Annotated in this window: 12 protein-coding genes; 9 read left to right on the top strand and 3 right to left on the bottom strand. The window is 64.2% G+C overall.

Annotated elements, in window-relative coordinates:
- Nucleotides 1–27 precede the first annotated feature (27 nt).
- Complete coding sequence (locus FJ492_RS18250; RefSeq protein ID WP_140713885.1) at nucleotides 28–912, top strand: hypothetical protein; 885 nt, start codon at nucleotides 28–30, stop codon at nucleotides 910–912.
- Between the two features lie 214 nt (nucleotides 913–1126).
- A complete protein-coding gene (gene htpG, locus FJ492_RS18245) occupies nucleotides 1127–3019 on the top strand; it encodes a molecular chaperone HtpG (protein ID WP_140771357.1) in 1893 nt (630 codons plus the stop codon).
- Nucleotides 3020–3121: 102 nt separating this feature from the next.
- Here htpG and FJ492_RS18240 read toward each other — a convergent pair whose 3' ends face one another.
- Nucleotides 3122–3823, bottom strand: coding sequence for an alpha/beta hydrolase (locus tag FJ492_RS18240; protein ID WP_140771355.1), 702 nt, complete (start codon nucleotides 3821–3823; stop codon nucleotides 3122–3124).
- Between the two features lie 186 nt (nucleotides 3824–4009).
- Between FJ492_RS18240 and FJ492_RS18235 the strand changes: the two genes are divergently transcribed.
- The 5 genes from FJ492_RS18235 to FJ492_RS18215 all read left to right on the top strand — a co-directional run bounded on the left by FJ492_RS18235 (nucleotide 4010) and on the right by FJ492_RS18215 (nucleotide 9778).
- Complete coding sequence (locus FJ492_RS18235; protein WP_140771353.1) at nucleotides 4010–5560, top strand: winged helix-turn-helix domain-containing protein; 1551 nt, start codon at nucleotides 4010–4012, stop codon at nucleotides 5558–5560.
- 239 nt (nucleotides 5561–5799) lie between these two features.
- A complete protein-coding gene (locus FJ492_RS18230) occupies nucleotides 5800–6636 on the top strand; it encodes an ABC transporter permease (protein ID WP_246676061.1) in 837 nt (278 codons plus the stop codon).
- Nucleotides 6637–6649: 13 nt separating this feature from the next.
- Nucleotides 6650–7492, top strand: coding sequence for an ABC transporter permease (locus tag FJ492_RS18225; RefSeq protein ID WP_140508613.1), 843 nt, complete (start codon nucleotides 6650–6652; stop codon nucleotides 7490–7492).
- Complete coding sequence (locus tag FJ492_RS18220) at nucleotides 7489–8631, top strand: ABC transporter substrate-binding protein (RefSeq protein WP_140508611.1); 1143 nt, start codon at nucleotides 7489–7491, stop codon at nucleotides 8629–8631. Before FJ492_RS18225 ends, FJ492_RS18220 begins: the two co-directional genes overlap by 4 nt.
- Nucleotides 8624–9778 (top strand): ABC transporter ATP-binding protein, encoded by a 1155-nt coding sequence (locus FJ492_RS18215; protein ID WP_140751466.1) that lies wholly within the window; start codon nucleotides 8624–8626, stop codon nucleotides 9776–9778. The genes FJ492_RS18220 and FJ492_RS18215 overlap by 8 nt, the downstream gene beginning before the upstream one ends.
- 19 nt (nucleotides 9779–9797) lie before the next feature.
- On the opposite strand, the gene FJ492_RS18210 is transcribed toward FJ492_RS18215, so the two are convergent.
- On the bottom strand, nucleotides 9798–10778 hold the full coding sequence (locus FJ492_RS18210; RefSeq protein WP_140508607.1) for a GlxA family transcriptional regulator: 981 nt from the start codon (nucleotides 10776–10778) through the stop codon (nucleotides 9798–9800).
- A 498-nt stretch (nucleotides 10779–11276) separates the two neighbouring features.
- Between FJ492_RS18210 and FJ492_RS18205 the strand changes: the two genes are divergently transcribed.
- Complete coding sequence (locus tag FJ492_RS18205; RefSeq protein ID WP_140771349.1) at nucleotides 11277–11981, top strand: hypothetical protein; 705 nt, start codon at nucleotides 11277–11279, stop codon at nucleotides 11979–11981.
- A gap of 64 nt (nucleotides 11982–12045) precedes the next feature.
- Here the strand turns inward: FJ492_RS18205 and FJ492_RS18200 are convergent, their stop codons facing one another.
- Nucleotides 12046–12411 carry a hypothetical protein gene (locus FJ492_RS18200; RefSeq protein WP_140771347.1) on the bottom strand — a complete coding sequence of 122 codons (366 nt, stop codon included), beginning with the start codon at nucleotides 12409–12411 and terminating at the stop codon, nucleotides 12046–12048.
- A 217-nt stretch (nucleotides 12412–12628) separates the two neighbouring features.
- Here FJ492_RS18200 and FJ492_RS18195 point away from each other — a divergent pair, with 217 nt between their 5' ends.
- Complete coding sequence (locus FJ492_RS18195) at nucleotides 12629–13069, top strand: hypothetical protein (protein WP_140713903.1); 441 nt, start codon at nucleotides 12629–12631, stop codon at nucleotides 13067–13069.
- Nucleotides 13070–13205: the final 136 nt, after the last annotated feature.

The raw sequence follows: 13205 nt of genomic DNA, 5'->3' as shown, positions 1-13205 counted from the left end.
AGAGCTTGTAAAAACGGAGGTTCCACGATGCGTCTGGTCTGGACTTTGGTGTTCGCGCTGGCGAGCGGTGCGGCCTGTGCCGCTTCGCCGGAGGACGACTACATCGCCGCGCGCGACAAGGCGATATCAGCCATCGCCGCGATGGAAAGCGCGAACGCTCCCGTCGAGACACTCGATGCTGCCAGTGAAAAGGCCCGTGCCGATCTCGAGCAGCGCCTTTCGGCGCTTCTCGGACCTTTCACGGTCAAGGGTTTTCCGGCGGCCGGCACGATCAACATCGAAAGCCTCAGTTCCTCCGATGTCGGCTTTGGCATGCTGGACGGGCTGCGCCACGGCACTGAGGACGGCCCCAGCATCGTGGTATCGACGCGCGGGCTGGTCGAGCGCTGGCTCCAATCGCGCGCCGCCGAGACGGACGCCGATCTCAAACTGCCCACCAGCTTCGACGCGGCGCTGAAGCTCGATGCCTTCTACACCCAGGCCATCGGCAGCGACGCCGCTTTCACAGGCACGCTCGACTTCACCCTGAAGACGCCCGATGGCGCCGACATGGCGATTGCCCGCCTCGGCGGCTGGGCACAGGATGTCGGGCCGAACTACGACCAGGAGGTCGTCGTCACGCTCGTTAGGGGCAACAGCGTCATGATCGCCGAGGCGCCCGCGACGCCCCCCGTCCCGAAGATCGCGGCCTGCGACGCGGTCTGGACCGCCGCCGACGCCGCCGCCCAGAAACTGGTCAAGCAAGCCACCGGCGACGGCGACGACAATACATCCGATGCCGCCGACGCCGCCTGGGCAAAAGGCGACAGCGACTTCCGCGCTTGCATGGCCAAGAACCTGCCCGACAACCCCGTCTTCCCCGCGCTGCTTGCCCAGGCGCAGACGCTTGCCGACCACATGGCGGGCAAGTAGGGCGCGGAAGCTGCCAATCTCCCCCACGGGGGGAGATCGGCTATTTCGTTGTCAGCGCCGTTTCCACCCCCTTGCGGCCCCCGCACCCCATGACGATATTGTCGGCGCGCTGGCCTTGCTGAACGCGGTTGCCAGCACGGTTGAAAATGGTTGAAAGGAAGTCCTGAACGCGCCATGGCGCGGCGGGCGGATGAACAGCGTGGGAAACTCGGCAATGACGACAGACACAAAAGCGACGGAAACCAAGGCATTCGAGGCGGATGTTTCGCGGCTGCTGCACATGATGGTGCACTCGGTCTATTCCGATAAGGACGTCTTCCTGCGTGAACTGATTTCCAACGCCGCCGACGCCTGCGAAAAGCTGCGCTTCGAGGCCGTCAGCCATCCGGAGTTGCTGGCCGACGATCCGAAACCCCGCATCTCGATATCGGCCGACGCCGACAGCAAGCTGATCACCGTCGAGGACAACGGCATCGGCATGAGCCGCGACGACATGACGGAGGCGCTGGGCACGATCGCGCGCTCGGGCACGCGCGCCTTCATCGAGCGCGTCGATGCGGGCAATGCCAGCGAAGACACGCAGCTCATCGGCCAGTTCGGCGTCGGCTTCTACTCCGCCTTCATGGTGGCGACCCGCGTCGATGTCATCAGCCGCCTGGCGGGGAGCGCCGGGGCCTGGCGCTGGTCGTCCGATGGCAAGGGTTCCTACGAGATCGCGCCCGCCCCGCTCGAAGCGGCACCCAAACGCGGCACCCGCGTCGTGCTGCATCTGATGGACGATGCTGTGTCCTACACCGGATCCTACCGGCTCGAGCAACTGGCGAAATCGCAGTCGGGCCACGTGCCGGTGCCGATCACGCTCACCGAGAAACCCGGCGCCGAGGCGCGCGACATTGCCGATGGCACGGCCCTTTGGGTCAGGCCGAAAAGCGAGATCAAGCCCGAGGAATACACCGATTTCTACCGCGGCCTCTCCGGCCAGTATGACGAGCCGGCCGCCACCATCCATTTCCGCGCCGAAGGCCGGCAGGAATACAGCGTACTGGCCTTCGTGCCCGGCTCGCGTCCCTTCGATCTCTTCGACCAGGACCGCAAGGGCCGTATGAAACTCTATGTGCGCCGCGTCTTCATCACCGACGAGGCCGATTTGTTGCCGCGCTACCTGCGCTTCATGCGCGGGCTGGTCGATTCCGCCGACCTGCCGCTCAACGTCTCGCGCGAGATGATCCAGGAAAGCCCGCTGCTGACCGCGATCCGCAAGGGCCTGACCAACCGCGTGCTCGGCGATCTCGCCAAGCTGGCGGAGAACGAGGCCGAGGCTTATGCCAAAATCTGGGAGAATTTCGGCGTCGTCCTCAAGGAAGGGCTCTACGAGGACCATGAGCGGCGCGAGCAGCTCTTGAAGCTCGCCCGCTTCCGTTCGACCACCTCGGGCGAAAATTGGCGCGGCCTTGCCGATTATGTCTCGGCGATGAAGGAAGGCCAGAAGGCGATTTTCTTCATGGCCGGCGACGACCGTGCGCGGCTCGAAGCCTCGCCGCAGCTCGAAGGTTTTAGGGCACGCGGCATAGAGGTGCTGCTGCTCACCGACCCCGTCGACAGTTTCTGGACGTCGATGGCGCCGGAGTTCGACGGCAAGCCGTTCAAGTCGGTGACGCAGGGCGGGGCGGAGCTTTCCGACATCTCCTTGCTCGATGATGCGAAGAAGCCGGACAGGGCGGCGACGCCCGAAGTCGATGGCTTCCTGGCCTTCGTCAAGGCGGCGCTTGGCGATGCCGTGTCGGATGTGAAGCCTTCCGACCGCCTGACCGAAAGCGCGGTGTGCCTGGTGGCGCCCGAACATGGTCCGGACCGGCAGTTCGAGCGGCTGCTCAACGCCGCCGGCCGCCTCGACAAGACGGCCAAACCGATCCTCGAAATCAACCCCCGCCACGAGCGCGTCCTGGCGCTCGCCGGCCTCGGCGACGACGAACAGGCCTTCAAGGACGATGCCGCCCACCTTCTCTATGACGAGGCGCGCGTGCTCGACGGCGACAAGCCTGCCGACGCCAGGGCATTCTCGGAGCGTCTGGCCCGGCTGATCGCGCGCGGCATCTCGAAGGGCTGAGGCCAGTCGGCGCCTCGGCCGGAACAGGCAAAGACCTGGGCGCCGCCGGGCGCCCAGGCCTTTTGTTGGGAGGCCAGGCCTTTTGTTGGGAGGGAGGCCGGTTCAGTTCCCGCCGACGCTGGCGGCTGCGTCCTTGATCAGCTTGGCGACGGATGCGGGATCGGAAACGTAGACCGCGTGGCTGCCGGGCACTTCCACCGTCGTCGCGCCGGCCCGATTTGCCATTTGGCGCTGTGCTGGCGGCGGGATCATATGGTCGTCGGTAGCGACGAGATACCAGCTCGGCTTCACCCTCCAGGCCGGCTTGGTGACCTTGCCTTCGAGTGCGGCCACGGCCCACGGCACCTGCGAGTCCGCCATGAAGGAGGCGAGCGAAGGACGGACGTCGGCGGCGAACGAGGCGGCGAACTTGGCCTTGTCGAGCATCAGGAAGCCGTCGACGGGCGGCAGGATCGGCGGCACCGCGGCGCCGGGAGGCGGGTTGGCGATGAGGGTCGAGACCGACTCGCCGGCATCGGCGGCGAAGGCCGCGATGTAGACGACGGCTGAAACCTTGGGATCGGTGCCGGCTTCCGACACCACGACGCCGCCATAGGAGTGGCCGACCAGGATGACGTTGCCGGAAGCGGCGGCGATGGCGCGCTTGGTGAAAGCGACGTCGTCGGCGAGCGAGGTGGTCGGGTTCTGGACGATGGTGACGTCGTAGCCGTCCTCCTTGAGCTGGTTATGGACCCCTTCCCAGCCGGAGCCGTCGACAAAGCCGCCATGGACGAGGACGACCGAATTTGCCGCGGTGTTGGACATTTGAGTTCTCCTTTTCAAATCGTTGTTTGCGTTGGTTGCAGGAGGACTATGCGCCGGGTCCGCCGCGCTCGCTTTGAGGTGACCTTCAGGACCTCTTGATTTTGTCTTGAGAGGGCTTTGATTTTGCGCCCACGACACGTCTACAGTGTCCAGGTCAGCGTTTCCGCCCCATCTGGAGCCAGCAATTTGCCGTATCTTTTCGAGGACTTCGCTCTGGACGGCGACCGGCGCGAACTACGCAGGGGCAACGAGCTGGTCCCGGTCGAGCCGCAGGTGTTCGACCTCCTGCAATATCTGATCCGCAATCGCGAGCGGGTGGTCAGCAAGGACGATCTGGTCGATGCGGTCTGGCAGGGACGCATCGTCTCCGACGCCACGCTTGCCAGCCGTGTCAATGCCGCCCGCGGCGCCCTTCAGGACAATGGCGAGCAGCAGCGCCTCGTCCGTACCATCCTGCGCCGGGGCTTTCGTTTCGTCGGCACCGTACGCGAGGAAGCCGGCGCCGAGGCGGCAGCGCCGGTGGGGACACCCAAGCCTGGCCTCGGCATTCCCGCCCGCCCCTCCATCGCCGTTCTGCCTTTCGTGAACATGAGCGGCGACGCGGATCAGGACTATTTTGCCGACGGTATGGTCGAGGACATCGTCACCGGCCTGTCGCGCATCCGCTGGCTGTTCGTCATCGCGCGGAATTCGAGCTTCACCTACAAGGGCCGCGCCGTCGACGTGAAGCAGGTCGGGCGCGAACTCGGCGTGCGCTATGTGCTGGAAGGCTCGGTCCGCAAGGTGGGCAGCCGCGTGCGCATCACAGGGCAGCTGATCGACGTCGAGGATGGCAGCCATCTGTGGGCCGAACGCTACGATCGCGAGCTGACCGACGTGTTCGCGCTGCAGGACGAGATCACCATCAGCGTGGTCGCGGCCATCGAGCCCAATCTGCGCCGTGCCGAGATCGAGCGCGTCAAGCGCCAGCGCCCCGACAGCCTCGACGCCTACGACCTTTTTCTGCGCGCTCTGCCCGATGTCTACACCTTCATGCCCCAGGGCGCGGCCAAGGGACTGCCTCTGCTCGACCAGGCATTGGCCATGGAGCCGAGTTATGCGCTCGCCCACGGCTTTGCCGCCTGGGCGCATCAAACCCTTTTCATCCGCGGCGGCATGCTGGCGGAGCATCGCCAGAAGGCGTCGCACCATGCCCATGCGGCGATCGAGCACGGCTCGGGCGACGCGATGGCGCTGGCCTTGGCCGGCTTCACAATCGGCCTGGTCGAGCATGACCGCGGGCTGGCCAACGAGATGTTCGCGCAGGCCCTGTCGCTTAGCGCCTCTTGCGCCTTCGTTTACACTTTTGGCTGCGTGCCGGTGGCCTATGGCGGCGATGCGGCACGCGCCATCGACTGGTGCGAGCAGGCGATGCGGCTCTCCCCGCTCGACGCCATGAGCTGCGTGCCGCAAGGCATCATCGGCTTCGGCAATTTTCTGTCCGGCCGGCACGAACAGGCCATCGCGGCCGGCCGGCGGGCGGTGGAGCTGAACCCTGGTTTCAGCATCCTGCATGGCTGGCTGGCCGCGCCGCTGGCGAGGCTCGGACGGATCGAGGAGGCAAGAGCGTCGGCCGCACGGCTCATGGCGCTCGATCCGCATTTCACCATCGGCCGCTGGGCCACCGCCGTCGGAATCGCGCCTGGCATAATCAACGATGTCACCGACGCCCTGCGCGTGGCCGGCCTGCCGGCCTAGAAGACGGCTGCCGCCGGCAAACGCATCGGATAGATGCCCGGCCGCGGTATTGCGTTCGCCGATAATTATTCTGGCCCATCGGGCCGACATGCTGAAGTTCACTGGCTCAATCGCCGACTGTGGACATCGCGCCTCCAATCCCTCAATCTTGGCCCGGGAACAAAACAGGCGCTTCAAAGAAAGCGCTCCGGGTGCTCATGAAACGACGATGGACATTGTATGATCCACGGCTGGCCTGGATGCTCGTCGCACCGGTGCTCCTGCTGCTGATCTTCTTCCTGGTGCTGCCGATCGCCGTGATGGGCGCCTACACCTTCTTCACCTTCGTCACCGCCGGCGTGGAAACGAGCGCGTTGACGACCGCGAACTGGCATGAATTCCTCACCGACAGCTACTATCACGGCTTCCTTCTGAAGACCTTGAGAGTCGGGGCCATGACGGCGCTGCTTTGCGGCGTGCTCGGCTATTTTCCCGCCTATTTCATCTGGGCCACGAGCTTCAAGCACAAATGGCTGCTGTTGCTTTTGCTGATCGTGCCGTTCTGGATCAGCTTCACCATCCGCACCTTCTCCTGGATCAACATCCTGGGCGAACAGGGCGTCATCAATGTCGCGCTGCTCAAAATGGGCATCATCAACGAGCCGTTGCCGATGCTCTATAACGAGGGCGCGGTCATCCTGGGCATGCTGCATTTTCTGCTGCCCTACATGATCCTCAACGTCTATGTCAGCCTGGAGAGCATTGATCGCACGTTGATTTCGGCGGCCCGCTCGATGGGCTGCACGAGCGCGCAGGCGTTCCGAGAGGTCACGCTGCCGCTGTCGCTGCCAGGCCTTGCGGCGGGCCTGCTGCTCTGCTTCGTGCTGGCCGCCGGCAGCTATGTGACGCCGCAGCTTCTCGGCTCGGGCCGCGACGCGCTGTTCGGCAACCTGATCTACGACACCATCATGGGCGAGCTGAACTGGCCGATGGGCGCCACGCTTTCGATCGTGCTGTTCGTCGTGCTCGGCTTCTTCGCCGCCGTCTACACGCGCTACATGGGCATGTCGCAGATCGTCAAAGGGCTTGGCGGATGATGGGGCTTGGCGGATGAGAGGAACACGGCGCAAGCAGGAAGGCAGATGGGCCTGGCGGCTGACCGGCTTCGTCACGGTCTGCGTCTACATCTTCATGTTCGCGCCGATCGTGGCGACGGTGATCCTGTCGTTCAACGCCTCGATGTTCGGCGGCTTCCCGATGACCGGCTTCAGCCTGCAATGGTACGGCAAGCTGATGGCCAACGAGGCGGTGCTGGCCGCCTTTCGCACGTCCTTGTGGATCGCCTTGGTCACCGCGATCGTCACCACCGCCGTCGGCGTCACCACGGCATTTGCCTTGGTGCGCTTCGATTTTCGCGGCAAGCAGGCGCTGAGCACGCTGGTGATCCTCCCGGCGCTGGTGCCCGAAACCATCCTCGGCGTCGGCCTGCTGGTGCTGATCAAGGCGGTCGACCAGCCGAGGACCATGCTGCTCCTGGTGCTCGGTCATATCCTGCTTGCCGTGCCCTATGTGGTGCTGATCGCGCAGGCGCGCATGATCGGCATCCGGCGCGTCTATGAGGAGGCGGCGCTGTCGCTCGGCGCCTCGCGCTTTTCGTCCTTCCGCGAGATCACGCTGCCGCTGCTCATTCCGGCCGTGGTGGGCGGCGCGCTGCTCGCCTTCACCATCTCGTTCGACAACACCTCGGCCAGCCTGTTCTGGCGGCCGGCCGGCGTCGAGACCATGCCCACCCAGATCCTTTCCATGCTCAAGATCTCGATCAGTCCGGAAATCAACGCACTCGGCACCGTGATGATCCTTGTGACCGTCGGCATCCCGCTGATTGGCGGCCTGATCCTGCAAAGCCTGACAAAACTGAGAAGACGTGGCGAACCAAAGGAGGAAACACAATGAAACTCACCACCACGAAGCGGCTGGAACGGCTGCACGACCGATACGCCAATGGCGACCTGAGCCGCCGCACTTTCCTGACACTGACCGCCGCCGCGGCGGCATCGGCGGGCCTTTCCATACCGTGGATGGGCCGGGCGCTCGCCGCGGTCCAGGAGGTTCGCTTCGACGGCTGGGGCGGCACGGTGCAGGACGCGATCGACAAGTTCGCCTTCCAGCCCTACACGACCAAGACCAAGATCAAGGTGGTCCAGGGCACGTTCGGCGACGAGGACGAGATCATCACCAAGATCAAGACCGCCAAGCCCGGCGACTACCAGGTCATCCATTCCTCGGGCGTCAACTACTACATCAAATATGTGAACGCCGGCCTGACCTCGGAGATCAACGAGGCCAACATTCCCAACATGGCGAATGTGCTGCAGCCGATGATCGAGCCGTTCCGCAAGCTGACGCCAAAGCTTTCGGCCATACCCTACGACTATGGCACGACGGGTATCGCCTACAACACCAAGGTGATCTCGCCGGAGGAAGCCAAGGAAAAAGGCGCGGCCCTGCTTCTCGACAAGAAATATGCCGGCAAGGTCGGCGGCTATTCCGACATGACGACGCGCGTCTGGTATGCGGCGCTTGCCACCGGGCAGGATCCCAATAACCTCAAGGACATGGATGCCATCTGGGCCAAGGTGCGCGAGACGCGCGACCTCGCCAAGAAGTTCTGGAGCTCCGGCGCGGAGCTGATGGACCTGCTTTCCAAGGGCGAGATCGTGGTGACCGATGCGTGGTCGGGACGGGTCGCCGCGCTGCAGGACCAGGGCCATCCGATCGGCTATCTCGACCCGGCCGGCTCCTATGCCTGGATGGAGGACATGCTGATCCTCAAGGGCTCGCCCATGGCCGAGTGCGAGGAGCTCATCAACTTCATGCTCGACCCGGCGACCTCGATCGCGGTGGCCGAGGGCCAGAGCTATCCGCCGTCGCTCGACCCGAACAAGGTCAAGCTGACCGAGAAGATCGAGAAACTGCCGGCGTTCGACAAGACCGGCACCATGAAATCGCTGACCTTCGCCGATCCGACCTACTGGGCGACCAACGAGGACGCCTGGACCAAGCAGTGGAACAGGATCTCCAAAGGTGCCTGAAAGCCAGGGCACGACACTCCATCCCCGGCCTGTCCTGGCCGGGGCAGCCGGCGCGAGCGCGGCCGCCGAGGCGAACAGCCCGGCGGTCGAGTTCCGCGATATCGACATCGCCTACGGCAAGTTCGTCGCCGTGCGCGATTTCTCGCTCTCGATCCGCAAGGGCAGCTTCGTCACCTTGCTCGGGCCCTCGGGCTGCGGCAAGACCACGATCCTGCGCTCCATAGCCGGCCTGGTTGATATTTCGGGCGGCCAGATCATGATCGACGGGCGGCGGGTCGACGACGTCCCGATCTACAAGCGCAACATCGGGCTGGTCTTCCAGAGCTACGCGCTGTTCCCGCACAAGAACGTGTTCGACAACGTCGCCTTCGGCCTGAAGTACCGCAACGTGCCAAAGCCAGAGATCGCCCGCAGGGTCGGCAAGGCGCTCGAAATGGTGCGGCTGCCGGGCAGCGAGAAGAAGCTGCCGTCGCAGCTGTCGGGCGGGCAGCAGCAGCGCATCGCGCTTGCCCGCGCCATCGTCTTCGAGCCGCAGGTGCTGCTGCTGGACGAACCGCTATCGGCGCTGGACGCCAACATGCGCGAGGAGATGCGCGTCGAGATCAAGAAGATCCAGAAGGAAACGGGCATCACCGCCATCTTCGTCACGCACGACCAGGAAGAAGCGCTCTCCATGTCGGATCGCATCGTGGTGATGAACGCCGGCGCGGTGGAACAGATCGGCACTCCGGAGGAGGTCTATGAGACGCCGGCCACGGCCTTCGTCGCCGACTTCCTCGGCAAGGCCAACATGCTTGCCGGGACCGTGAGCAGGTCCGGCCAAGCGGTGGTGCTTGCCACCGGCCAGACCATCAACGTGGCTTGTCCAAGGCCGCTTGGCGACGGCAGCAAGGTCACCGTCGTGGTGCGGCCGCAGAAATTTTCGGTCGGTGCTGGAACGAGCGTCAACCGGCTCACTGGTCGTGTCGTCTCGGCCTCGTATCTGGGCGGCAGCGCAATCTACGAGATCGACATCGGCGGCAAGACCAGCCTCCGCGCCAACGCGCCGATCAATGGCCGCGTCCTTCGCGAAGGCGAGACGGCCGACCTCGGATTCGATCCCGAGGGCTGCGTTCTGCTCGACGAGGACGGCCAGCGGATTTCATAGGCGCCGCACGTAGCGGACTTCATTGTATCGTCGCGCCGCCGGGCCTGCGGTTGGGATGCCTGAGATAGGTTGGCGTGGTGCCGGTCTGCTGGCGGAACACGCGGCTGAAATGGCCGGCATTGGTAAAGCCGCAGCGGTAGGCGATTTCGCCGATCTGCAGGTCGCTGCCTTCGAGCAGCGACTTCGCATGGTGCACTCGTAACGCGAGATATGCCGCCATCGGGCCGATGCCCAGTTCCAGCCCGAAGAGCCGTTCGAGCTGGCGCCGCGAGCAGTTCAGGCGGGTCGCGATCTCGGCGACCGACAGCGTCTCCTGGAGGTTGCTCTCCATCAACAGCAAAGCGCGCTTCACCGCCCGGCTCGACGCCTCCGGAAACAGGTCGCCGACGGGCTGCACATCCCTGCTGCTTCTGATCCGGTCGAGCACCAGGATCTTGGCGGCCTTTTCCGCCGCCTTCCGGCCGATGAACTCGGACACGAAATGGCCTGCAAGGTCGGCGGCACCCGTGCCGCCCGCGCATGTCGAGCGGCCACGGTCGACGGTAAACAGGCTGTCGGCATGGGCGTTGACCTCCGGGAACCGGCTGCGGAAATCCTTGATGTGGAACCAGCTGACGGCGGCGCTATAGCCATCGAGCAGGCCGTAGCGCGCCAGCACGAAGCTGCCCGTGCAGAGCGCCGTCAGCGGCACGCCCTTCCCTGCGGCCCGCAACAGGAAAGCCTCCTTTTCGGAACTCAGGCTGCGGTTGGTGTCGAGCAGGCCGCCGACCACGACGACATTATCGAAATCCTCGGGATTGCCGATCCCCCCGGTCGGCAGCAGTTCGACGCCGCAACTTGCCCGGATCGGCAGACCGCGTTCGCCGACGATCTCCCAGTCGAACTCTATCCTGCGGCTGCGATCGCCCTCATCGCCCGCCAGCCGCAGCGTGTCGATGAACAGCGACAGCGGCGACAGCGTGAAGTCGCGCACCAGGAGAAACGCAAACCGCCTAGCCATTGTTGTTCGGAACCGCCTTGTCTCAAGCTTATTCGCCAGCACAATATGCTGGAACACCGGACGATGTGTTTGCCAAAAGCGGCACCGGACTTCTTGCTTATCGACGGCGGCCCAGTCCAGGGCGCCCTCGCCCAACACATGCCATCACGGCCTCGAGGGTAATAGGATCGCCCGCCGACTCCGACCAAGTGCAATTCCAACGGTCGATCAGGCGTCGATGGGACGAAGAGAGCTGTGGTCAGCGCCTCGGGAATTTCAATTTCGCAACGATCTGACCTGTCGTTGTGGGCAAGCGCTCCTTGCGAAATCCTGACGCAATATTGGAACCACCCTGCGGTTCGTTGGACCACCTGTCCAGGGCCGCTTGCATGGAGGTTGCCCAGATGAAGTCAATTGTCCTCCGCCTGCGCATGCCTAGGGAACTGTTCGACCCTGATTTCGGTTGTCCGCTGTGCGAACTGTGCTTCCACGAAAGCACTCGATGAGCGAAAACGAAACATGGCGGACAAGAAGCGCGGCTCCATTCGGAAGATCCTGAGCGGCATCGCGGCGAAAATTGCCACCGCCCCTGATCGCACGGCCGAGCAAGGCACGGGCACCGCGTCAATGGTCGCCGAATGGCTGCTGCCGCCAGCGGCGACGCTTGGGTCTTCCTTGCGCCTGAAGGGGATAGAACGCGAAGTTCGGGCCCGCCTGCCGTGGACGGTGCGGAAATTTGCCAAGGCCGAGACGGGCCGCGTCGTCTTGCGCATGATGCGAACCGACGCGGATGCGTTCAAGACCGCCTCGGCAACCATCTCCAGGACGCTGGAGGGAATCGAGGCACTGCCCGTGCTTCCGCGAGAGGCAGAGGACATCCTCACCATCTCCTCCCGAGAGCGGCACAAATGGCTCAGGGATGGTCGCCTGAAAAGCATTGGCACGCGTACCGTGAAGATGCGCGGGCGATCCAAGGCTGTGACCTTCCACGTCTTCGATCCACGCCACATCGAGGACGTTCTCGATCGTGACCTGGCGACCGCCTGGCGGGAGGAGGATGCGCTGGAAGTGTCCGAGAACAGACGGCGCGGGGCCGGCAAGGCCGCACTGACGCGGGCAGGCAAGCGGACGGGCAACGCCCGCAAGACCAGAAATGCGGGAAAGGACGATGCGCCAAAGCTCGAAGGTTGGGACACATTCGAGGCGGACGGATTGCTACGTTAGAGCAACTCCCAGGAAAAGCGTGTAACGGTTTTTCGTCGAGGGTCGCATCCGCAACCGTTCCCGGCTATGGATATTTCGCCGGGGTTGGACTGGCAGGGCTCAAATCACCTTGCAATTCCTTCGGAAGGGGTAGGCTCGAACACTGCAGATGCACGTCGCGGGCGAGCAGCTTTCGTTGCTTCTGCTCGTGCTCCTTGGTCGCCGCTATGATCCCCAACCCGTAGGGGCCAAGTGCGACGAATTCCCAACCCGGGTGCTGTTTTTCGCGGACCGCGTAGTCCGAAGCCGCCGCCCGGGCTTGCTGGCATTGCGGCGTCGCCCATTTCTGGTCCTGCTGCGAAAGCGAGGCTCCATAGTCGACTGGAGACGCCGCGCATCCAGCCATTGTCGCGGCCAATGCGGACATTACAAGCCCCGTCGCAATTCTCATACCGAACCCCTTTGCCAACCGCCGTGGAGCGGACACCGACGTCTCCATCCCACAAGAAGACCGCCGCGACCAGAGAGCCTGGCCTCTTTTCGTGGCGGGCTTCCCGCCGCCAGATTCAGACCGCCGCTTGGAACCAATGATGAGCGAGACTGTTCAGTTGTAACTTTGATGCCACGCCGACCATTCTTGCCGACGGCCACCTTCAGGAGTTCCCATCATGACTATTTCGTCCGGATTTCGTTCAATCGCCGTAGCCGCGATCGCCACGGTAGGCGTCAGCCTTGCCAGCGCCGCGCATGCCGACAGCGGCACGATCCGCTTCTCCGTCTACAAGGCGGCTTTCTTCGTCGGCGGCTCCGGTGGCGAGGGCACGCTGACCTTCCATGGCCGGAAATATCCGATCTCGATCGGCGGCGTCTCGGGCGGCCTCGCCTTCGGCGTTTCCAAGACCTATTTCCAGGGCACCGTGCGCCACATCAGGCGCGCCCGGGACGTGGCTGGCGTATATGGCGCGGCCGGCGGCGGCGGCACGCTCGGCAGAGGCGCTCAGGTGATCGTGATGACCAACGACAAGGGCGCCCAACTCCAACTCACGGGCAGACAGGTGGGCCTGCAGGTGAACGCGGATCTCAGCGGCATGAGCATCTCGCTGAGGTAGGCGCCTCACCCCTCGGAGCGGTTCCCGGAGAAGTGTGAAGCGGTTTCCCGTCCCGTTCGGGAGGCCTTTGCACGGAACCGGGTTGGTGATTCCGTGCGTAAGGAATGAAGAGGGATGATTCGGATGGTCGATCGTT

It is taken from the genome of Mesorhizobium sp. B2-5-4, from assembly GCF_006441095.1.
GTDB classification, from domain to species: domain Bacteria; phylum Pseudomonadota; class Alphaproteobacteria; order Rhizobiales; family Rhizobiaceae; genus Mesorhizobium; species Mesorhizobium salmacidum.
This window is presented reverse-complemented; position numbering and strand designations above follow the sequence as displayed.